This window comes from Streptomyces sp. NPDC090108 (assembly GCF_044747185.1).
Lineage (GTDB): Bacteria > Actinomycetota > Actinomycetes > Streptomycetales > Streptomycetaceae > Streptomyces.
The window spans coordinates 483876-504910 of sequence record NZ_JBIVDQ010000002.1; the positions used below are offsets into that span (position 1 = coordinate 483876).

The window sequence follows — 21035 nt, forward strand, 5'->3', positions numbered from 1 at the left end:
GGTCACATCGCCCCGGTCAGCTGGTGCAGCACGGCGTCCAGCAGCCCGTCCGCGTCCAGGTCGACGCCGCCGGTGCGCAGGAACACGGCGTTGAGGAGCTGGTCGGTGGCGAGCTCGCCCAGGGCGCGCCGCCGCAGGAAGGCCTCGATCAGGTCGTCGGCGTCCCGCAGCGCCTCCGCGCCCAGGTGGGCCGAGACGATGGTGCGCAGCCGGTCCTCGTCGGGCACCGGCAGCTCCAGCCGCAGGCACCGGCGCAGGAACGCGGGCGGGAAGTCCCGCTCGCCGTTGCTGGTGATCACCACGACGGGGAACTCGGTGCACTGCACCAGACCCTGGTGGACCCGGACCGTGCCCCGGTGGTCCAGCGTCTGCACCTCCACATCGGCCATGTCGGCCGGGAGTCGCACCAGTTCACCGATCTCGAAGTACCCCTCCTCGAACACGGTGAGCAGATCGTTGGGCAGGTCCACGTCGCCCTTGTCCATCTCGTCGATGAGCAGGCAGCGCGGCGCGGCGGAGGCCACCAGCGCGGTGCCGAGCGCGCCGAGCCGGATGAACGAGCCGATGGACGCCTGCTCCTCGCCGCGGTCCCGGTTGAGCGTGGTCTCCCGCAGCCGGCCGATCGCGTCGTACTTGTAGAGGGCCTCCTGCACGGTGGAGCGGCTGGTGACGGACCAGCGCAGCAGGTCGCCGAGCCGCAGTTCGTGGGCGACGGCGCGGGCCAGGGAGGACTTGCCCGTGCCCGCCGGACCGGTCACCAGCAGCGGACGGCGCAGGTGCAGCGCCGCGTTGACGACGTCGGCGTGCCGCGGATCGATCACGTACGGCTGCTCGGGGCGCACCGCGGGCGACGGGGTGAAGCGGCGCCAGGGCGGCGCCGGAGGGAGGGCGACGGCCCTCGGTACGCCGTCGCCCCGGAAGAGTCGCCAGTCGGCCTCGGCGGCTGAAGTCATGGGCTCTCCTGAGGTTCTGTCAGGTGCAGTCGGGGCACGGCACGGTCGGCGTCGGCCCAGGCGAGCACGGGCCGGCCGGGGAACTCGGGCGGGTTCGCCTTGGCGTTGGCGCGGTAGGTGTGCACTCCGTCGGGCAGTTCCGGGGTGGCCACCCGCGCCATGTGCCGCAGGCTCGGTGAGGTGCCGTCGCGGCAGCGGTCCCACATCACCACCGGGATGCCCAGGGCGAGGCAGGTCTGCACGATGCCGTCCCGGGTGCCGGGCGGTACGTCCACGGAGACGCGTACGGTGTCGAGTTGGTTGACCAGCCGGGAGTACAGGGTGTCGCGGTCCATCGGCTCGGAGACGACGAACTCCTTCCCGGAGTCCAGCCGGTTCCATCTGCTGCGCCAGCGGGAGACGAACCGGCTGTTGCGGCGCAGGAGTTCGGGACAGTGCACGACCAGCGGGAACTCCACACCCAGCACACCGGGCAGCGGCTCGCCCGGCTCCCGCGCCGCCCATTCGTCGACCGGCAGGTTCAGCCCCGCGCGGTCCACGAGCACCTCCACCAGGGGCGGACGTTCGTCCTCGGGCGGCGGGGTGAGCGAGTCCAGGACGCGCAGCACCTCGCGCGCCGCCTCGGTCTCCGAGAAGGTCCGCACACTGTCCGTGGACACCTGCCGCGGCCCGGCCCCCTCGTCGCACCAGATGCGGATCCGGTGCCGGTTCCGCCCGGCCCCCGTCACCTGGACCAGGACCCGCGCCCGCAACGGGCGCGCCCGCACGGAACGCCCCCACTCCTGCGCGTCGTAGCGCCGCTCCGCCAGCGCCGGGCGTTCGATGCCGAGCCGGGCGGTCACCCCGTCCGCCCACATGCGCAGATAGGCCCGCCGGGTGTCGGAGCAGAGCACGCTCAGGTACTCGACCACCCGCAGCAGCGCGGGCACCCTGCGCTCCCCGGCGCCCGAGCGGCCGTCCCCGGGGAGCTTCTCCAGACGGTCGATCAGCGCGTCCACCGTCTCCGCGTCGGGCATGGCCGCGAGATGCGGCAGGGCCGCCCGCACCACCTCCGGGAACCGGCCGAGGACGGCCGGATCCAGGTCCCGCAACTGCTCCAGCAGTGCGGCGTGCTCCGTCGGGGAGAGCAGCCGGGGCACCTGGGACAGGGCACCCGCCGTGAGGAGAGGCCCGACGGCCCCCGGATGGTCGCGGCGCAGGATCGCGGCCAGGGCGGCGAGTGCCCGCGGATGCGTCAGGAGGAACGCGGCGAACTCCTCCGCCGAGGGCGGCACGACATCGCTGCCGTACCGCACCCCGCACACGCGGGCCAGTCTGCGGGCGCAGTCGCCCCGTCCGCTCGGCGAGGGGAACATGTCCTCGATCGCCTCCACCAGCAGCCGGAACGCGGGATCGCCGGTGTCCGGCGTCACGGGTCCGGCGACGGACGGCACGCCGAGGGCGCGCAGTTCGGCCTCCACGGTCTGCCAGGGAACGGCCCAGCTGCGGCGGACCACGTGCTGCGGGTCGAAGGGCGCGGGAGCCCCCGACTCCCGGTCCCGGGGCGTGAAATGGGCGACGACGAGCCCCACCACCGCCCGTTCGTCGGCGCACCACACCGGGCTGCCGCTGTAGCCCGGACCGACCGCCATACCGGTCGGCGCGCCGTCCACGAAGGCGTGCGGACCGTGGACCATGGCCACCATGAGGCGCGCCACCGTGGAGGCGTGGCCGGTGCCGTGCCAGGCGCAGACCTCCTGCCCGGCCGTCATGGGAGCCCGGAGGGGAACGGTCCGCGGACCGAAGGCCGCTCCGTCCACGTGGAGCACGGCCAGGTCGCCGTACCACTGGCGGGTGCGCGCGGCGGGGGCCCCGCCGTCCTGCGCGCGCGGCGGGATCCAGTGCGTCACCCGTCCCACGCCCCGCCCGACGCCCCCGCCGCGGCCGCGCATCTCGACCGGCACCTCGGCGACGCCCGGCGCCCTGGACTCGAACGGCTGTCTGCCCAGCGCCGCGTTCACGACGTGCGCGCAGGTCAGCACGGTGTCCGGGCCCAGCAGGAATCCGGCCCCGGCGACCTTGTCGTCAGCGGGCCGGCGCAGCGTCACGACATGACGGGAGGGCTCGTCGGTACCGTCCCCCGCGGTTCCGAACCAACCCACGCGTCACCCCGCGCCGGTGGCCGGCCCACCGCCCGCCGGGGTTTTCCAGCAGGCGGTGACGGTGAGATGGGCCTGCCCGGCCGAACCGACGATGCCGAACTTCAGGTCGTGCCCCACCTGGACGCCGAAGGTCACGGTCAGTTCCGTGGGCGGCGCCGGCACGGCCGTGGCGGCGTCGTGGACCTCCTGCAGCAGCGGGCCGATGGGCCGCAGCGCGCCGCGCAGGGCCTCGCCCGCGAAGTTCGCGACCGCCGTCGTGAAGCTGCCCACGGGCACGGCCGTCCCCAGGCCCTCGGGAAGGTCGTCGTCCAGCGGGTCCGATGTCGGCGCGGCCGCGAGGCCCGGTCCGGGCGCCTGGGGCGCCGCGGGCAGCAGGACGAAGCGGACGGGTGTGCCGTCGTCGAGTTCGAGATCGCCGTCACGTTCGAGATCGGGTGAAGTGGACACCACCGCATTGTCGGTCAGAAAGTGCCCGTCCGAGGTGGTGATCGCACAACTCGGTCACCGGATCCGCGCACCGCGCGCACGAGCACGGCCGGCTGAACGCGGCATCACGGAGCCGGAGTTCACCGGGCGGAGGGTGCGCGGGACGCCTGACGGAGGGTGCACGTGAGTGAGGCCTGGCGGGGGCCGCACGGGGAGCTGCACGGGACGCGGCCCGCGGCCGGTGCGGACGCGGGCCGTGCCGGAAGGCCACGCCTACGGCTGCGGGGGATTGTCGCGCGGCGGACGCGTGCCCAGCTCGTCCCGCATCTTGTCCTGGGCGGTGTCGACCTGCGACTGGTACTTGTTGCCGGTCCGCTTGTCGGCGTAGTCGCCGGCCTGGTCGATGCCCTTGTCGGCCATGCCCTCGTGGCCCTTGAGCATGCCCTTGATCTTGTCCATGAAGGACGACATGGCAGCCCTCCTCGCTGCTCGGTGCTTCCCTCCCAGGGTCACCGCGGCGCGCCCGCTTCGCATCTCGGGCCCCCGGGTCCGGGAGCGAACAGCGACGCCAGACGCCGGTAGGAGTCCAGCAGCTCCGCACGCCCGTAGGTGCTGGTGGTGACCAGCACCTCGTCGGCGCCCGTCTCCTTCAGCACCGCCTCCAGCTCCCCGGCCACCTCCTCCTCGGTGCCGGCGAGCTGTCCGGCCGTGCCCCGCTCGAACAGGTCCCGCTCCTTCGCGGTCATCGCGCGGGCCTCGGTCTCCTCCGCGGGGGCCAGCGGCGGGAACGTGCCGTGCGTACGCGCGTACGCCATGGCCCAGGCCTCGGGGACCAGCAGGCGCCGCGCGGCCCGCGAGGTGCCGGCGACCGCGACCGTGCCGGAGACGACCACGTACGGCTCGGCCGCCCAGGCCGAGGGCCGGAACAGGGAACGGTACTGGTCGATGCCGCGCAGCATCCGCTCCCGGTCGCGCAGATCACCGATCACCATCGGCAGCCCGGCGAGGGCCGCGATCCGGGCCCCCTCGCCCATGGCCAGCACGAACGGAGGCACCCGCAGACCGTCCGAGGGGCGCGCCCGCACCCCCGTGGGCGAGGTCCCCTCGAACCAGCCGAGCAGCTCGGCCAGCCGCGCCGCGAAATCCCCGGCGTCCTCCTTGTCCCGGCCGAGCGCCCGGCGCACCCCGTCGGTGAAGCCCACCGAGCGGCCCAGCCCCATGTCGATCCGGCCCGGGAACAGCGACTCCAGCACCCCGAACTGCTCGGCCACGACGAGGGGCTGATGGTTGGGCAGCATCACCCCGCCCGTGCCGACCCGGATCGTGCGGGTCGCACCGGCCACCGCGGCCGCCAGCACCGTCGGCGCCGACCCGGCGACCCCGGGCACACCGTGGTGCTCCGCCACCCAGAACCGGTGGTAGCCCAGCGCCTCCGCCTCCCGTGCCAGCGCGACGGTGTCCCGCAGCGCCTCGGCGGGCGGGCGCCCCGCGCGGATGCGGGAACGGTCGAGGACGGAGAACCTGGTCCGGGCGATCACTGCGTTCACACGGGGTTCAACACCGCGGCGGTCCCAGGATTCCCGGGCATGGCCGACGGGCCCCGCGGAGACCGGGGAGACACCCCCTACGCTGGCCCCGTGACAGACAGCAGCGGGCGCCCGGTCGCCGTGTTCGACCTCGACAACACCCTCGCCGACACCGGGCACCGGCAGCACCATCTGCAGCGGCGCCCGCGCGACTGGGGCGCGTTCTTCGCGGCGGCGTCCGAGGACCCGCCGCTCGCCGAGGGGGTGGCGCTGCTGCTGGACACCGCCCGCGACTGCGAGATCGTCTACCTGACCGGCCGCCCCGAGCGGTGCCGGCGCGACACCCTGGACTGGCTGGCCGCCCACGGGCTGCCCGGGGGAGACCTCCACATGCGGCGCGACGGCGACCGCAGGCCCGCCCGGTCCACCAAGCTGGAGATCCTGCGCCGGCTCGCCCGGGACCGCGAGGTGCGGGTCCTCATCGACGACGACATGCTCGTGTGCGACGACGCCGAGCGTGCCGGGTTCGCGGTCGTGCGGGCCGGCTGGGCCGGACGTTCCGCGGTGCTGGAGGACGCCCAGGAGCGTGAGGGCCGTACCTGAGGGCCCGGACCCCGCGGCCCGGCGCCGGGCGCCCGGCGGGGGCGCGGGGCGTACTGCTCGTCCCCGGACGGCTCGGCCTCGGCGTACTGCTCGTCCCCGGCCGGACGGCTCGGCTCGGCGTACGGTTCGGCTCGGCGTACGGCCGGGCGCGGCGCAGAGACCGGAGCCGGGCGCGGCGGTCAGGCCGAGTCCTCCAGGCGGAAGCCCACCTTCATGCAGACCTGGTAGTGCTCGACGCGGCCGTTCTCGATCTGGCCGCGCACCTGTGTCACCTCGAACCAGTCCAGGTTGCGCAGGGTCTGGTCGGCACGCTCGACGCCGTTGCGGATGGCCTGGTCGATGCCCTCGTGCGAGGTGCCGACGATCTCGGTGACGCGGTAGGTGTTGTTCGTCATACGGGTGCTCCTCTGCGCGCGAGGCCGCGGCGACGCGCCTCGTGTCCCTCGTGACCGGCAGGTCACTCCGTACTCCACCGTGCCGCATCCCCGTCCGCCGCGCGAGGCGTCGCCGCCGTCCGCGCGGCGGTCCCTCAGCGGGCCACGCTCAGCGACAGCGCGAAGCGGCCCTTGGCGTCCGTCCACCACCGGGTCAGCTCCAGGCCCGCCTTGGCAAGTTCCGCCGTGACGCCCTCCTCGCGGAACTTCGCCGACACCTCGGTGCGCAGATCCTCGCCCTGCGCGAAGTGCACGGCGAGGTCCAGCGCGGGCACCTTCACCGTCTGGGCCACGCGGGAACGCAGCCGCATCTCGATCCACTCCCGCTCCGGGTCCCACAGCGCCACGTGATCGAAGGCGTCGAGGTCGAAGTCGGCGCCGAGTTCACGGTTGACGACGGCGAGGACGTTCTTGTCGAAGGCGGCCGTCACCTTCGGCACGTCGTCGTACGCCAGGACCAGAACCCGGGGGTCCTTCACCAGGTCCGTGCCGAGCAGCAGGCTGTCCCCGGGAGCGAGCAGGGAACGCACGGAGGAGAGGAAGTCGGCCCGCTCGTCGGGCAGCAGGTTGCCGATCGTGCCCCCGAGGAAGGCCACCATGCGGGGCCCGGGGGTGTCGGGCAGAGCCAGGGGAGCGGTGAAGTCGGCGATCAGCGCGTGCACTTCGAGGCCGGGCCGCTCCGCGATGAGGGCTTCGCCGGCTCCGACGAGCGCGCTCTCGCTGACGTCGACCGGTACATAGGCCTCCAGCGAGGTGAGCGCGTCGATCAGGTAGCGGGTCTTCTCCGAGGAACCGGAGCCGAGTTCGACCAGCGTCCGGGCACCGCTCGCGGCGGCGATCTCGTCCGCGCGCGCGGCGAGGATCTCGCGCTCGGCGCGGGTGGGGTAGTACTCGGGCAGCTGCGTGATCTTCTCGAACAGCTCACTGCCCCGGGCGTCGTAGAACCACTTGGGCGGCAGCCACTTGGGTTCGGAGGTGAGTCCGGCGAGGACGTCGGCGCGCAGCGCGGCGTCCGTCGCGTCCTCGGGGAGGGTGCGGGTGACGTGCAGGGGGCTCACGTACAGGACTCCTTCGGGAGGGCGGAGACGGGCTCCCCGGCCGCGGGGGCCGGTGCGCCGGGTGCGGCCGGGGTGACCGCGGTGGTGGCCAGAGGGGCGGGGACGGCCGGGCCGCCCGTGGGGGAGGCGGCAGCGGCGTCCGGCGCCGCCGGGGCGAGACGTACGCCGTCGCGGTCGGCCGTGAGGACGGTGCGGTCGGGCACCTCCCGCCACAGCGGATCGTCGTCGTACGGCTCGGAGGCGACGACCACGCCGCGGCCGGGCTCCGCGCGGTACCAGAGGCTGTCGCCCCAGCGGGTCGCGGTGATGGTCTCGCCGTCGGTGAGCAGCAGGTTGAGGCGGGCTCCCGGAGCCGCCTCGGCGACCTGGCGCACCGTGGCGCACAGCGCCGACTCCGGGGTCTCCAGGGCGCGCAGCCGCTTCAGGACCAGGGCCCACACGAACGCCGAGTCGGTGCGCGCCTCCAGGGAGAGCAGGTCGGCCGGGGGCAGCAGGGGAACCAGCGGGGCCGCGGACGCGGGCCAGCCGGGGACCGCCCCGTTGTGGCTGAACAGCAGGTGGCCGGCGGCGAAGGGTGCCGCCGCCGCCTCGCCGTCCGCCCCGGCCAGCGTGGCGTCGCGGACGGCGGCCAGGACGGCGCCCGAGCGCACGACCCGGCAGAGGTCGGCGAAGGACTGGTCCGCCCAGACCGGCCCGGCCCGCCGGTAGCGGGCCGGCACCGGATCGCCGGCCGCGTACCAGCCCGCGCCGAAGCCGTCGGCGTTGACCGTGCCGTACCGCTGCCGACGCGGTGCCCACGACTGGCGGTAGAGGCTGTGCGGGGGCTCCACGAGCAGCCGGCCGAGCGGCTCCTCGGGCCCCAGATAGGCCAGATGGCGGCACATCAGGCGGACTCCGGACGGGCGGTGCGGAACCCGGAGAAGATCTGCCGGCGCACCGGGTAGTCCCAGTTGCGGAACGTGCCCCGGCAGGCCACCGGGTCCACCGCGAACGAACCGCCGCGCAGCACCTTGTACTCGGGTCCGAAGAACACCTCCGAGTACTCCTTGTACGGGAACGCCGCGAAACCCGGGTACGGCGCCAGGTCGCTCGCCGTCCACTCCCACACGTCGCCGATCAACTGACGTACTCCGAGCGGGGATTCACCGGCCGGATAGCTTCCGGCGGGCGCGGGTCCGAGGTGCCGCTGGCCCAGGTTGGCGTGCTCGGGGGCCGGGTCGGCGTCGCCCCAGGGGTAGCGCCGCGAGCGTCCGGTCGCCGGGTCGTGCCGGGCGGCCTTCTCCCATTCGGCCTCGGTGGGCAGTCTGCGTCCGGCCCAGCGGGCGTAGGCGTCCGCCTCGTACCAGGACACGTGCAGCACCGGCTCGCCGGCGGGCACCACCTCGGTGGCGCCGAAGCGTCGCCTGAGCCACTGGCCGCCGTCCCGGTGCCAGAACAGCGGCGCCGTGAGTCCGTGTTCCCGGACGTGCTTCCAGCCCTCCGGCGCCCACCAGCGTTCGGTGTCGTAGCCGCCGTCCTCGATGAACGCCTGGTAGGCCCCGTTGGTCACCGGGGTCGTGTCGATCCAGTAGGGCGCGACCTCACGGCTGTGCGCCGGGCGTTCGTTGTCCAGCGCCCAGGGTTCGGTGGAGGTACCCATGGTGAACGGGCCGCCGGGCACCAGGACTTCGGCGGGCCCGGTGAACTCCGGTGCCTGCTCGGGCCGGGGCGCGGTCAGCGCCTGGGGACCCCGGCGCAGCTGATGGGTGATCAGCATCGTCTCGTCGTGCTGCTGTTCGTGCTGCGCGATCATCCCGAACGCGAAACCCGCCTCGGTGAGCCGGGTGCCGTGGAAGTCCGCGGTCTCCAGCAGGTCCAGGGCGCGCTTGCGCACCTCGGCGGCGTACTGGCGTGCCTCCTCGGGCGGCAGCAGCGGCAGCGAGGGGCGTTCGGACCTCGGGTGCTCGAAGGCGTCGTACAGGCCGTCGATCTCCGGCCGCATCGCCTCCCGGCCGCCGACCGCCCGCAGCAGCCACAGCTCCTCCTGGTTGCCGATGTGCGCGAGGTCCCAGACCAGCGGCGACATCAGCGGGGAGTGCTGCGCGGTGAGGTCGGGGTCCTCCACGCACGAGGTCAGCAGCGTGGTGCGGGCGCGGGCGGTGGTCAGCGAGGCGAGCGCGCGGTCGCGCAGCGCCTCGGCGCCGGTCACGGACGGGCCGGTCTCCGGGGCGGTCATGTGCGGATGTCCTTCCTGGCACGGGCACGGTGGTCCGTGCGGCGCAGGCGGTCCAGCAGGTCGTCGGCGGGGCTGCGGCCCCGGGCGACGTACCGGTGCAGGTGGGCGGCCACGGCGTCGGTGACCGCGCGGGTGGCGCCGAGGCGCGGCAGCGCCTGGAGCGCCGCCGAGAAGCAGGTGACGGCGGCCTCGCGCAGTTCGGGATCGGCGAGGCCGTCCCGGGCCGCGTCGGCCCACAGCGGGTTGTGCGGGGCGGGCAGGTTCAGCGCGCGCTCCGCGAGCGGCTTCACGGCCTGGTGGGCCGTCTCGGCGGCCTCGGCGTCGTCGAACAGCGCCGTCGTCACCGCGAGCGGGACGATCCAGCCGTCGTCGCCGGGTTGTGCGTCGATCATCCTCAGCTCCATGTGGCCACGCGGCCTGACCGGCGGGAACAGCGTGGTCAGGTGGTAGTCGAGGTCCGCCCGGGTGGGCGGCCGGTGGGTGCGCGAGCGGGTCCACTCGCGGAAGGTCAGCTTCTCGGGGACCTCCCACGGGCCGTCGTCCCCGCGGACGCACATGACGGGCGAGTCCAGGACGTGCCGGGCCCAGCCCGCCCGCACGTCCCCGTCCGGCGGGGGCGCGCCGGCGCGGCCCGCGCCGATCTCCATCCAGACCAGCTGCCGGGTGGACCGCCAGCCCGTGGGACGCCCGCCGACCAGGGGGGAGTTGGCGAACGCGGCCACCAGCACCGCGCCCAGCTGGTGCGCCAGCCACCAGCGCTGCTCGTACCCCAGGGGGCCCGGTTCCTCGTGTCCCGCGTCCAGGCTCACCTGCACGGACGCCGAGGAGCACATCATGTGCCGGCCGGCCGGCCCCGTGCGGTCGAGGCAGGCCTCCATGGCGTCGTAACGGGGTTCGCGCAGGAAGCGGGCGGGTGCGTGCCAGGGGTCGTGGCCCATGCCGACCAGGGCCAGGCCGTCCTCGGCGAGGACGCCGCGGACGGTGTCCAGGTCGGCGGAGACGATGTCCACGCACTCCATCAGGGAGGCGGCGGGGGGCGAGCTGAGCTCCAGCTGCCCGCCGGGTTCGACGGTGAGCGCCGAGAGCAGCGGCACCGTCCGCAGCGTGGCGTAGGCCGCTGCGAGTCGTTCGGATGTCACGGGGAGCTGCGGCAGCCGCAGCTCGTGGACGAGCCATTCCAACTCGACCCCGACCGTGCGGGGCGGGCCCGTCTTGAAGCAGATGCCCCGTACGAGGGCGTCCACCTCGGCCTCGGTGACCGCGGTGCGACGCTCCGTACAGTTACCACCCTCGCTCAATGAGTCGGACATGTCGGGATCCTCCTGAGATTCCACCATGCCGCCGTCCCGGCTTTCGGTGGGCCGGGCAGGGACTCGTCCCACCCAAGACCCTCGCACCGAATCGCACAAGGGCGCCCAACAGGACGTTCGGGACCTGTCATCTCCCCTTCCTCGCGCGTTTCCGCCCGCTCAGGACCTGGGAAACCCCGTTGCACCGCCTCACCAGCATCACCCAGGATGCGTGCGTGAGCACGACGGAGGAGACCGCGCGGGCCGCGGTCATGGCGTCCACGGGGGTGGCGCCATGAGCGCGCGCCTGCGCGGGATCGCGACGGAGACCGAGCGGATCGTGGCGGCGGGGTCCTACCGCGCGCCGGACGGCCGGGAGGTGTCCCTGGCGGCGGCGACCGAAGCCGCCCGCGCCGGGACGCGGATGTACGGTCCCGGGCCGGTCGACGTGCCCGAGCCGCTGCCGCGGCTGTCCGGATCCGGCACGTTCTTCGAGGTCACGGGCGAGAGCAGCCTGGAGGCCGCCCGCCGGCTGGGTGCCGCCGGTGAACCGGTGGCCCTCCTCGGTTTCGCCTCGGCCCGGAACCCCGGCGGGGGCTATCTGAACGGCGCCCAGGCCCAGGAGGAGGCCCTGTGCCGCGCCTCCGCGCTCTACACCTGCCTGCTCCGGGTCCGCGCCTTCTACGACCACCACCGCGCGGACCGTGACCCGCTCTACTCCGACCGGGTGATCCACAGCCCGGCCGTGCCGGTGTTCCGCGACGACAGGGGGAGGCTGCTGGCCGAGCCGTACCCGGTGGGCTTCCTCATGGCGGCCGCCCCCAACGCGGGCGTCCTGCGCCGTACGGCTCCCCACCGCGCCGGCGAGCTCCCGGCGGCCCTCGCCGCGCGCGCCGGACGGGTCCTGGAGACCGCGGCCCGTCACGGCTACCGGCGGCTCGTGCTGGGCGCCTGGGGGTGCGGTGTCTTCCAGAACGAGCCCGCCCAGGTCGCGGCCGCCTTCCGTGGCCTCCTCGGCCCCGGCGGCCGGTTCGCCGGCACGTTCGCCCACGTGGCGTTCGGCGTCCTCGACCGCACACCGGGTGCCGTGGTGCGCGGGGCGTTCGAGGCGGCGTTCCCGGAGGGCGCGGGGGTGCCGTAGGCGGACGTCCGCGGTGCGGGACCCGGCTACGGGGGTGGGGCCGACCCCGGGTTACGGGGGTGGGGCCGACCCCGGGTTACGGGGGTGGGGCCGACCCCGGGTTACGGGGGTGAGGCCGACCCCGGGTTACGGGGGTGAGGCCGACCCCGGGTTAAGGGAGTACGGCCGACCCCGGCCGGGGTGCTGGGTGTGTGCCGCCCGCCGGGCGGTGTTCAGGGCTCGCGGGCTCGCGGTGTCCCGGGCGGGCGGCCTCGTGGGGCGCGCCGGTGCCCGGGTCCGGCCGGTGTCTCAGGTCCAGCCGTAGCGCTCGTGCAGCCGGTGGCGGACGAGGTTGAACCGCATCCGGTCCAGCGCGCACGCCTCACGGCGCATGCCGTCCTCGTGCAGACGCAGCACGCGGTCCACGTCGACCCACGAGTCGCGCCCCGTCCGGTCCCACGGTCCGCTGCCGATCGCGACCCACTCCCGGTCGCCGTCGTGCCGCTTGCTGGAGAGCTGCACGGCGAGGAAGGTCCCGGCCGCCTCCCTGGCGACCACCAGCACCGGCCGGTCCTTGCCCCGGCCGTCGTTCTCCTCGAACGGCACCCAGGTCCAGACGATCTCACCCGGGTCCGGGTCGCCGTCGTGGGCGGGGGAGTACTCGGTGCGCACCCGGCCGACCTCGCGCGGGTCGGCCTCGGTGGTGGCGTGGGGGCCCGAACGGCCCGGAACGTTCTCATCGGTGTACGTGCTCACGACAGGCACCCTAATGCGTCCCGTCCGCAGGTCAACGGGCGCCCGGCGGTTGCGGGTTGCGGGTGCGCGATCTCCGTGTTGCGGCCGTCCCCGGAATGTGCGGCCGCCTGCGGGACGTGCGGCGGTCTGTGCGATCTGCGGCGGCCGGCGCAAGGTGCGACCGCCCCCGGACGGCGGACGGCCGGGGCCCCGGATGTCGGGACCCCGGCCGTGGTACCGGCCCGCTGCCGGTCAGCCCTCCTGTTCCACGGTCACCCGCTGCGCCTTCGGCGACGCGGGCGCCGCGACCCCGTCGAGGGACGGCGAAGTGCCCTCCGGACGCTGGCCGTTCTGGTTCATCGACGACAGGAGCTGACGCGCGAGGCCCAGTCCCGTGCCGCCCATGGTGAGCGCCTTGGCGAACATCTCGGCCACGCCGTCGGCCCCGTTGAGCACCACCATGTTGTCCACGTTGCCGAACGCGGACGCACCGGCCTCGACGATCGACGGCCAGTTCTCGGCGAGCTGCTGGGCGACGACCGCCTCCTGGTTCTCGGCGAGGGCGGCGGCGCGGGCCTTGATGGCCTCCGCCTCGGCGAGTCCCTTGGCGCGGGCCGCCTCGGCCTGCGCCAGACCCTTCGCCTGTGCGGCGGCCGCCTCGGCCTCACCGGTCGCCCGGGTCGCCGCGGCGGTGGCGGTGCCCCGCGCCTTCGTGGCCTCCGCCTCGGCGCTCGCGGCCGCCTTGACCCGCGTCGCCTCCGCCGCGGCCGCCAGCTCCGTCTCCTTCGCCTTGGCCTGGGCGCCCGAGATCCGCGCGTCACGCTCGGCCTCGGCCAGGGTCCGCTTCTCGTAGGCCCTGGCGTCGGCCGGCTTGCGGACGTCCGCCTGGAGCTGCTGCTCCCTGCGGTGCGCCTCCAGCTCGGCCACCCGCGTCTCCTGCACGACGACCTCCTGCCGGGCCGCCGCGTCGGCGAGCGGACCGGCCTGGCGGGACTTCGCCGCCGCCTTGTCGCGCTCGGCCTGGTAGCCGGCCTGGAGGATCTCGCTGTCCCGGGTGGCCTCGGCCATCCGGGCGTACGACTGCTGCTCCGCCTCGGTGGCGAGACGGTTCGCCTCCGCCTGTGCGATCCGCGCGTCCCGCTGCACCGCGGCCGCGTGCGGCATCGCCAGGTTCTGGATGTACCCGGTCGGGTCCTCGATCTCGTGGATCTGCAGCGAGTCGACGATCAGGCCGAGCTTCTCCATCTCCGTACCGCACGCCGCCCGGGTCTGGCCCGTCAGCTTCTCCCGGTCGCGGATCATGTCCTCGACCGTCAGTCCCCCCACGATGGAACGGAGATGACCGGCGAAGACGTTGTGCACCCGCTCCGACATCATCCGCTGCTGGTCCAGGAAGCGGCGGCCCGCGTTGGCGATCGACACGAAGTCGTCGCCCACCTTGAAGATGACCACACCCCGCACCTTGAGCGGAATGCCCTGGTGGGTCACGCAGTCCACCGAGAGCTCGGTCTCGTTCAGGTCGAGGGAGAGCTTGCGCACCGCCTGCACGCCGGGCAGCACCAGGGTGCCGCGCCCCGTGACGATGCGGAAACCCATCCCCTCTTCCAGGCCCTCGGTACGGTGCTTGGACCCCGAGATGATGAGCGCCTCGTTCGGCTCGGCGACCCGCCACATCATCTTGAACAGACCGATCAGCACGAGGACGGCGACAACGACCGCCCCCGCAACGACGCCGACAACCATCGGCATACGCCCCCTTTGCATGGTGCCCTTTCGGCACCGAACGAAGGGAGTGTGCGCCTTCGCAAGCCCTTGGTGAAGACGCTGACGGTTCCTTGTTGCAATCTTGACACCCAGCGCTCCCACCTGCGCCGGAGCATGCTCAACTGTCGTACGCGGCAGTGACGTAGACGGTTCTCGGCGGCAGGTGCTCCACCACCATCACCACGGTCCCCGGCGTGATCCTGGCGGTTCCGTCCGCCGCGTAGGCGAGGAAGTGCTCCGCCCCGCCCCGCACCCTGACGATCACCTCGCCGACCAGCCCCGGCCCGATCGTCCCCGTCACCCGTCCCATGAGCCCGACCATCGACGCGTCCTCCATGGCCACAGCGTAAGGGCGGAACGCGTTCGCGGAGCCGGACGTGGGAACGATCCGTGGGGTCTACAGTCTCCTTTTGTGTGCCACATCACCCCAAGGTGCGCTTTGGTGGACGTGATGCCGTGGCGCGCGGTGCCGTCGCAGCAATCTGGGGGGATTCGTGCGCGAGATGACGAAGGGGTCGAACGTCGTCCTGTCGGCCCTGAGCGAGAACGCCGGCTCGGTGATCGTCGGCCTGGGCTGGCTCAGCCCGAGCGGCGAGGGCGACGCCGATGTGTCGGTCCTGGCGCTGGGGCCCGACGGGAAGGTGCGGACCGACGCCGACTTCTACTTCTACAACAACCCCGTCGCCGCCGACGGCAGTGTGCAGTTGTTGGGCAAGGCGCCCGCCGACCGCGGGGACACGGACCGGATCGGATTCGATCTGACCGCCGTTCCCGGGGGTGTGCAGCGGATGGTCGTCGCCGCGAGCAGGGACGGCGGGGCGTGCTTCGGTGAACTGGAGGACCTGACCGTCACGTTGTCCGACGGAGCCGGCGAAGCGCTGCTGCGGTTCGCGATCGCCGACGCCGGCGCGGTGAGCGCCGTCGTCTTCGGCGAGCTCTACCGGCACGCGGGGGAATGGAAGTTCCGCGCCGTGGGCCAGGGCTACGCCGACGGACTGGCGGGACTCGCGACCGACTTCGGTGTCGACATCGACGACGACGCCGCGAACGGCCCCGCGCCCGAGGACGCGACCGCGGTCGAGCAGGAGGTCGCGGCCGCCCCGGCGGCCGTTCTCGGCACCGGTGTGGAACGCCTGCCGGACGCGGTCCCCTCGCCCCGAGCGCCGCAGGACGCGGCCGTACCCGCGCGGACGGCGCGGCCCCGCACGGCCAGGAGGAAGACCACCCTGCCCAGGGTCGCGAAGAAGTCCCTCGCCGAGAACGAGTCCTGGCGGGACGCGCGGCTCTTCCCCGCGTCCGCCCTCAAGAGCGACCGGGACCGTGAGACGCGCGCGACCTCGGTGCTGCTCTCGGTCATGGCACAGGTGCCGGAGTTCGGCAGAAGGCTCACCGCCGCGTTCGGAGCCCCGGCCGGCCGCATCGAGACGTTCACCGAGGTCTCCCTGCCGCACGGGAACGGCCCGCGCCGGCCCGACGGGGTCATCCGGGTCGAACGGGCGGGCAAGCTGTGGACCGCGCTGGTGGAGACGAAGACCAACGGCAACGCGCTCAGGGCCGAACAGGTGCAGGCGTACGCCGACATCGCCGCGCGCCGCGGCTACGAGGCGGTGATCACGCTGTCCAACGACGTCGCCCTGGAGGGCAGTTCACTGGTCGACGTGAAGACCGACGGCCGGCGCAAGCACAAGGTCGCGCTCTGGCACCTCTCCTGGGCCGAAGTGGCCTGTCAGGCACAGATGCTGATCCGTCACGAGGGGGTCGGCAACCCGGCGCACGCCTGGCTCCTCCAGGAACTGCTCCACTACCTCCAGCACGAGAACTCCGGCTGCCACGGCTTCCAGAACATGGGCCCGGCATGGGTCCCCGTGCGCAACGGCATCGACGACGAGACCCTGTGTCCCGGAGACCCGCGCGCCCTGGAGGTCGTGGAGAGCTGGGAGCGGCTGATCCGTCAGGTGTGCCTCGGTCTCGGCGGGGAGCTCGGCCGGAAGGTCCTGCCGGTGCAGCGCGGCAAAAGGGGTGCGGGGCCGGGGGAACGCCGCAGCGCGCAGGCCGGCCAACTGTGCGCCCAGGGGCGGCTCCAGGCCGAACTGCGCATCGAGGGGAACACCGGTGTCCTCGCGGTCTCCGCGGACCTGCGCACCGGCCGCGTGCGGGTCTCCACCGAGATCCCGGCGCCGGAGCAGGGGTCCGCGCTGACCGGGGTGAAGCGTCTGGTCCGGCGCCTCGCCGACGCCCCGGCCGATCTGCACGTCGAGACCCTGGTCGACAGCGGTGCCGGCGGTCCGCGCGGGACGCTGGAGCGGCTGCGCCCCGAGCCGGCGGATCTGCTGCCCACCGGCGACGGCGCGCGCATCGCCGGGTTCCGTCTGTCGCTGCTCAGAGGGATGGGAAGCGGCCGGGGCAACGCGGAGTCCGGGTTCATCCGGAGCGTCGACGACGCCGTACAGCGCTTTCACACGCACGTGGTCGTCCACCTCGACCGGGCGCCCGCCCGCCGGACCCCGGTCAGGGAGGCGGTACCGGCGAGGTGAGGGCCTGCCACCGCCTGCCCGCCTGCCCGTCTGCCACCGCCCGTGCGCGGGTCCGCGGGTCCGCGGGTACGCGGGCCGGTGGTGGTCAGCGGTCCAGGAGGCGGGTGAGCCAGGTCAGTTGGGCCGCGCGGGCCGCCCGGGCCAGGGCGGTGTGCGGGGCGAAGGTGTCGAAGCCGTGGAAGCCGCCCGGCCAGACGTGGAGTTCGGCGTCGCCGCCCGCCTGCCAGATGCGGGACGCGTAGGTCACCACCTCGTCCCGGAAGGTCTCCGCGGAGCCCACGTCCAGGAAGGCCGGCGGCAGTCCGGACAGGTCGTCCGCGCGGGCGGGGGAGGCGTACGGGGGAACGTCAGGACCGCCCCGGCGGTCGCCCAGCACCGCGGTCCACGCGGTCTCGTTGGCGGTACGGTCCCAGACGCCGATGCCCGTCATCTGGCGGCCGGAGACGGTGTCGTTGTGGTCGTCGAGCATCGGTGACATCAGCAACTGGCCGATCGCGGGCGGTCCTTGCCGGTCGCGCAGCAGCAGGGCGAGCGCGGCGCCCAGGCCGGCGCCCGCGCTGGAGCCCGCGACGACGATCCGGTCCGGGTCGCCGCCGATCTCCCCGGCGTGCGCGGCCGTCCAGCGGAACCCGGCGTACACGTCGTCGATCTGTGCCGGGTACGGGTGCTCGGGGGCCAGCCGGTACTCCACGGAGACCACCACCGCCCCCAGTTCCAGCGCCCAGTTGAGCGCGCCGTCCACACCGGCCCGGTTGGTGCCGAGGACCATGCCGCCGCCGTGGACGTAGTAGATCACCGGCAGCGACGCGCCCGCTCCGGCGGACTTGGGGCGGCAGACGAGCAGGGACACCTCCGGCGCGCCCTCGGGGCCCGGGACGGCGCGGTCCTCGAAGGCGAAGGCGCCGTTCGTGGTGAGGTCGAGCAGGTCCAGGAGGCCGGCCAGATCCGCGTTCGTCTCCTCGCGCGCCGGAGCGATCTCGTCCGGGGCGAGCCCGGGCGTGATGACGTCCTTGTTGCTCTCCAGGCAGGCGGCGAGCTCGGGGTCGAACGGGGGCGGGTCCAGCGACATGGCTTCTCCTCGCGCGGGTCACGACGGGGTGCTGTGACACCTATGCCCCGTCGGCGGGAGATCGTGACGCGCCGCCGCGCGCGGACCGGACCCCGGACGGCACGGAGGGGGCCGGCGCCTCGTCGGGCGCCGGCCCCCTCGGGGTGCGGCCGTGCTCAGGCGGCCGGGGCCTCGGCGACGGTGCCGTGCAGGCGGGCGACGACCTCGGTCAGCTGGGCGGCGACCTCGGCGTCGTCGACCGGGTGGGTCTCCGCGAAGCGGGTCACCGAGCCCGGGATGGAGAGCTTGATGTCCTCGACGACCTTGCCGCCGGCGATGCCCGCGGCCTTGCGGGTGTCGTCCTGGGCCCACACGCCGCCGTACTGGCCGAACGCGGTGCCGATGACGGCGACCGGCTTGCCGCCGAAGGCGCCGGCGCCGTACGGGCGCGACAGCCAGTCGATGGCGTTCTTCAGGACGGCCGGCATGGTGCCGTTGTACTCGGGAGAGAACAGCAGGAACGCGTCGGAGGCCTGCGCGGCCTGGCGCAGCTTGGCGGCGGCGGCCGGGACGGCGCCCTCGACGTCGATGTCCTCGTTGTAGAACGGGACCTCGGCCAGGCCCTCGAAGAGCTCGACCTCGACGCCCTCGGGCGCGAGCTTGACGGCCGCCTCGGCGAGCTGGCGGTTGTGCGAACCGGCGCGAAGGCTGCCGACGAGCGCGAGGATGCGAACAGACATGAACTACTCCAAGGGAGGCTGCTGAAACACTGCTGTCACAAAGCGGACCGAAGTCCGTTTAACTTCTACCAGGCTAACCGGACCGCGGTCCAGTTTTGTTCCCGATGCTTTACGCTGGCTTCATGTGCGCCGCCCTGCCGCCCTTTGCCGAGCCTCAGGACCCCTTCGACGTCCCCCAGCTGCTGGAGGTGGGTCCGCTTCCGCAGGAGGCGTGCCTGCGCGCCGACGCGGCCCGCAACCGGGCCCGCCTGCTGGATGCCGCCGCCCGGCTGATCGCCGAGCACGGGGTGGCCGGCGTCACCATGGAGGCGGTGGCCGCCGCGGCCGAGGTCGGCAAGGGCACGGTCTTCCGCCGCTTCGGCGACCGCAACGGGCTGCTCATGGCGCTGCTCGACCACTCCTCCCGCACGCTCCAGGCCGCCTTCCTCTGCGGACCGCCCCCGCTGGGTCCCGGAGCCCCGCCCCTCGACCGGCTGCGGGCGTTCGGGCTCGCCGTGCTCCACGGCTGCGCCGAGCAGCTGGAGCTGCAGCTCGCCGCGCAGCCCGAGGCCTGCCGCCGGTTCTCGCACCCCTCGTTCCAGGCGCTGCGCGCGCACGCGACGATGCTGCTGCGGCAGATCGTGCCGGACGCCGACTGCGACCTGCTCGCCCAGACGCTGCTGGCCTACCTCGACCCGGCCCTGATCCACCATCTCCTGCGGCAGTGCGGCATGCCCATGGAGCGGCTGGAGGCCGGCTGGACCGACCTCGTCGCCCGGGTGACGGGCACCCCGGCCACCGGCTGAGAGGCGCGCCACGGCGCCCGGCACCCCCGCCCCCGCCCGCGCCGACAGTGCCCCCGCCCGCGCGGACCTGTGCCTTCGCTCCCGCCCGCGCCGACGGTCGCCCGTGGCCGCCTCCGGAGCCCAACTGGTCCGTTCCTGAACGAGGTTGCCCCGCCCGAAGCCGCCGTCGGCACCTCTGCCAGGATGCGTGCTGCCATGGTGCAGATACCGAACACGCCCACGAGCGCCGACGTGGCCCGCCTGGCCGGCGTCTCACGGGCTACCGTGTCCTACGTCCTCAACAACACCGGTGCCGTGCGGATCAGCGAGGCGACCCGCCAACGCGTCCGCCAGGCCGCCCGCGAACTCGGATACGTGCCCCACGCGGCCGCCCGCAGCCTGCGCGCCGGACACAGCCGTACGGTCCTCATGTCCGCGCCGACGACCCCCGCCGGCCCGGTGTACGGCCGCCTCCTCGGCGAACTCCAGACGGCGTTCGGAAGCCTCGACTACACCGTCGTGCAGTACGGCAGCGTCGGTCTCCGGGGCGACGAGGCGGCTCGCGCCTGGGCCGAGTTACGGCCCGTCGCCGTCGTCGTACCCGCGACGGAACTCGGCCCGCGGGGAGTCGCCGTCCTCAAGCGGGCCGGTGCCCGCGCCGTGGTGACCCTCGGCCCCGACCGGGTCGAGGGAGCGCACGCCCTGCTGACGGACCACGCGGCCGTCGGCCACTGCGCGGGCACCCACCTGTACGCGCGGGGCAGACGCCGCATCGGGGTCGTGATGCCCGAGGAACCAGGCCTGGACGCGTTCTCCCGGCCCCGGCTCGCGGGCGTGCGCCGGGCGCTGCTCGGCACGGACGCCACCGCGACCGCGCTCCCGCTCGCCTACACCGAGGCGAGCGCCGGCCGGCTCGCGTCGGGCTGGACGGAGTCGGGCCTGGACGCCGTGTTCGCCTACAACGACGAGTACGCGATGCTGCTCACGCGCGCGCTCCAGGACCAGGGAGTGCGCGTCCCCGAGGACGTGGCCGTCGTCGGCGCCGACGACCTCATGCTCGGCCGGCTCCTGCGCCCCCGCCTCAGCACGGTACGACTGGAACTGCCCCCGGGACGCGACCTCGCGCAGCTGGTCGACGACGCGGTCCGCGAACCCGGTGTGGAGCCCGTGGTCCGCACCGTGCTGGGCGCGTCGGTGGTCCACCGGGCCTCCAGCTGACCGCCCGCACCGCGGCCGTACGGCCCGCCGGCCGTCACGCGCCCTTCGCCTGCTCCTCCGCGATGTCCTTGCGGACCTGGTCCATGTCCAGCTTGCGGGCCTGCTCGATGACGTCCGTGAGCGCGGCCTCGGGCAGGGCGCCGGGCTGGGCGAAGATCGCGATCTGGTCCCGGACGATCATCAGGGTCGGGATCGACTGGATGGCGAAGGTCGCCGCCAGCTCCGGCTGGGCCTCGGTGTCCACCTTGCCGAAGACCACGTCGGGGTTGGCCTCGGCGGCCTTCTCGTAGACGGGCGCGAACTGCCGGCACGGCCCGCACCAGGACGCCCAGAAGTCGATGAGGACGAAGTCGTTCTCCGCCACGGTCTGGTCGAAGTTGTCCTTGGTCAGCTCCACGGTGCTGCTCATGGCGTGATTCCCTCTTCCTGGTGTGGGGTTGTCCCGAGGGCGGAAACAGGACCGCCAG

At 73.9% G+C, this 21035-nt stretch carries 21 protein-coding genes; 5 read left to right on the forward strand and 16 right to left on the reverse strand.

From position 1 onward, the window contains the following. Window positions 1-2: 2 nt before the first annotated feature. The 5 genes from ACIPRD_RS07330 to ACIPRD_RS07350 all read right to left on the reverse strand — a co-directional run bounded on the left by ACIPRD_RS07330 (window position 3) and on the right by ACIPRD_RS07350 (window position 5067). The gene (locus ACIPRD_RS07330) at window positions 3-953 is read right to left on the reverse strand and encodes a MoxR family ATPase (RefSeq protein WP_356407947.1); all 951 of its coding nucleotides are present in this window, start codon (window positions 951-953) and stop codon (window positions 3-5) included. Continuing rightward, window positions 950-3040, reverse strand: coding sequence for a trypsin-like peptidase domain-containing protein (locus ACIPRD_RS07335; RefSeq protein ID WP_401560790.1), 2091 nt, complete (start codon window positions 3038-3040; stop codon window positions 950-952). Before ACIPRD_RS07335 ends, ACIPRD_RS07330 begins: the two co-directional genes overlap by 4 nt. Before the next feature lie 57 nt (window positions 3041-3097). Beyond that, window positions 3098-3541 carry a CU044_2847 family protein gene (locus ACIPRD_RS07340; protein ID WP_401560792.1) on the reverse strand — a complete coding sequence of 148 codons (444 nt, stop codon included), beginning with the start codon at window positions 3539-3541 and terminating at the stop codon, window positions 3098-3100. A gap of 252 nt (window positions 3542-3793) precedes the next feature. Further along, the gene (locus tag ACIPRD_RS07345; RefSeq protein WP_356407938.1) at window positions 3794-3991 is read right to left on the reverse strand and encodes an antitoxin; all 198 of its coding nucleotides are present in this window, start codon (window positions 3989-3991) and stop codon (window positions 3794-3796) included. Window positions 3992-4029: 38 nt separating this feature from the next. Continuing rightward, window positions 4030-5067, reverse strand: coding sequence for an LLM class flavin-dependent oxidoreductase (locus tag ACIPRD_RS07350; RefSeq protein WP_401560795.1), 1038 nt, complete (start codon window positions 5065-5067; stop codon window positions 4030-4032). Between the two features lie 90 nt (window positions 5068-5157). Here ACIPRD_RS07350 and ACIPRD_RS07355 point away from each other — a divergent pair, with 90 nt between their 5' ends. Next, the gene (locus tag ACIPRD_RS07355; RefSeq protein WP_401560797.1) at window positions 5158-5649 is read left to right on the forward strand and encodes a hypothetical protein; all 492 of its coding nucleotides are present in this window, start codon (window positions 5158-5160) and stop codon (window positions 5647-5649) included. Between the two features lie 179 nt (window positions 5650-5828). Here the strand turns inward: ACIPRD_RS07355 and ACIPRD_RS07360 are convergent, their stop codons facing one another. The 5 genes from ACIPRD_RS07360 to egtA all read right to left on the reverse strand — a co-directional run bounded on the left by ACIPRD_RS07360 (window position 5829) and on the right by egtA (window position 10666). Next, on the reverse strand, window positions 5829-6044 hold the full coding sequence (locus tag ACIPRD_RS07360) for a dodecin (RefSeq protein ID WP_356407930.1): 216 nt from the start codon (window positions 6042-6044) through the stop codon (window positions 5829-5831). A gap of 134 nt (window positions 6045-6178) precedes the next feature. Next, window positions 6179-7141, reverse strand: coding sequence for an L-histidine N(alpha)-methyltransferase (egtD, locus tag ACIPRD_RS07365; protein WP_401560801.1), 963 nt, complete (start codon window positions 7139-7141; stop codon window positions 6179-6181). Next, complete coding sequence (gene egtC, locus ACIPRD_RS07370; protein WP_401560803.1) at window positions 7138-8025, reverse strand: ergothioneine biosynthesis protein EgtC; 888 nt, start codon at window positions 8023-8025, stop codon at window positions 7138-7140. The genes egtD and egtC overlap by 4 nt, the downstream gene beginning before the upstream one ends. Continuing rightward, window positions 8025-9356, reverse strand: a complete 1332-nt coding sequence (egtB, locus tag ACIPRD_RS07375; protein ID WP_401560806.1) for an ergothioneine biosynthesis protein EgtB — start codon at window positions 9354-9356, stop codon at window positions 8025-8027. The genes egtC and egtB overlap by 1 nt, the downstream gene beginning before the upstream one ends. Continuing rightward, window positions 9353-10666, reverse strand: coding sequence for an ergothioneine biosynthesis glutamate--cysteine ligase EgtA (gene egtA, locus ACIPRD_RS07380; protein WP_401560809.1), 1314 nt, complete (start codon window positions 10664-10666; stop codon window positions 9353-9355). Before egtA ends, egtB begins: the two co-directional genes overlap by 4 nt. Before the next feature lie 274 nt (window positions 10667-10940). Between egtA and ACIPRD_RS07385 the strand changes: the two genes are divergently transcribed. Then, a complete protein-coding gene (locus tag ACIPRD_RS07385; protein WP_401560811.1) occupies window positions 10941-11786 on the forward strand; it encodes a TIGR02452 family protein in 846 nt (281 codons plus the stop codon). Between the two features lie 288 nt (window positions 11787-12074). Here ACIPRD_RS07385 and ACIPRD_RS07390 read toward each other — a convergent pair whose 3' ends face one another. The 3 genes from ACIPRD_RS07390 to ACIPRD_RS07400 all read right to left on the reverse strand — a co-directional run bounded on the left by ACIPRD_RS07390 (window position 12075) and on the right by ACIPRD_RS07400 (window position 14601). Continuing rightward, window positions 12075-12521 (reverse strand): type II toxin-antitoxin system PemK/MazF family toxin, encoded by a 447-nt coding sequence (locus ACIPRD_RS07390; protein ID WP_356407918.1) that lies wholly within the window; start codon window positions 12519-12521, stop codon window positions 12075-12077. 231 nt (window positions 12522-12752) lie between these two features. Beyond that, window positions 12753-14249: an SPFH domain-containing protein gene (locus ACIPRD_RS07395; protein WP_401560815.1), complete on the reverse strand. Its 1497-nt coding sequence runs from the start codon at window positions 14247-14249 to the stop codon at window positions 12753-12755. A 133-nt stretch (window positions 14250-14382) separates the two neighbouring features. Further along, window positions 14383-14601, reverse strand: coding sequence for a hypothetical protein (locus tag ACIPRD_RS07400; RefSeq protein WP_356407912.1), 219 nt, complete (start codon window positions 14599-14601; stop codon window positions 14383-14385). Between the two features lie 166 nt (window positions 14602-14767). Here ACIPRD_RS07400 and ACIPRD_RS07405 point away from each other — a divergent pair, with 166 nt between their 5' ends. Then, complete coding sequence (locus ACIPRD_RS07405; protein WP_401560818.1) at window positions 14768-16798, forward strand: TerD family protein; 2031 nt, start codon at window positions 14768-14770, stop codon at window positions 16796-16798. Window positions 16799-16883: 85 nt separating this feature from the next. Here ACIPRD_RS07405 and ACIPRD_RS07410 read toward each other — a convergent pair whose 3' ends face one another. Together ACIPRD_RS07410 and ACIPRD_RS07415 are read right to left on the reverse strand one after the other, a co-directional pair. Continuing rightward, on the reverse strand, window positions 16884-17867 hold the full coding sequence (locus tag ACIPRD_RS07410; protein WP_401560821.1) for an alpha/beta hydrolase: 984 nt from the start codon (window positions 17865-17867) through the stop codon (window positions 16884-16886). A 155-nt stretch (window positions 17868-18022) separates the two neighbouring features. After that, window positions 18023-18586 carry an NAD(P)H-dependent oxidoreductase gene (locus ACIPRD_RS07415; protein ID WP_356407903.1) on the reverse strand — a complete coding sequence of 188 codons (564 nt, stop codon included), beginning with the start codon at window positions 18584-18586 and terminating at the stop codon, window positions 18023-18025. 104 nt (window positions 18587-18690) lie between these two features. Between ACIPRD_RS07415 and ACIPRD_RS07420 the strand changes: the two genes are divergently transcribed. Together ACIPRD_RS07420 and ACIPRD_RS07425 are read left to right on the forward strand one after the other, a co-directional pair. Then, entirely contained in the window at window positions 18691-19371 is a 681-nt protein-coding gene (locus ACIPRD_RS07420; RefSeq protein ID WP_356407900.1) for a TetR/AcrR family transcriptional regulator, read from the forward strand. A gap of 195 nt (window positions 19372-19566) precedes the next feature. Continuing rightward, complete coding sequence (locus tag ACIPRD_RS07425) at window positions 19567-20568, forward strand: LacI family DNA-binding transcriptional regulator (protein ID WP_401560825.1); 1002 nt, start codon at window positions 19567-19569, stop codon at window positions 20566-20568. 34 nt (window positions 20569-20602) lie between these two features. Here ACIPRD_RS07425 and trxA read toward each other — a convergent pair whose 3' ends face one another. Continuing rightward, on the reverse strand, window positions 20603-20977 hold the full coding sequence (gene trxA, locus ACIPRD_RS07430) for a thioredoxin (protein WP_356408594.1): 375 nt from the start codon (window positions 20975-20977) through the stop codon (window positions 20603-20605). Window positions 20978-21035 lie beyond the last annotated feature (58 nt).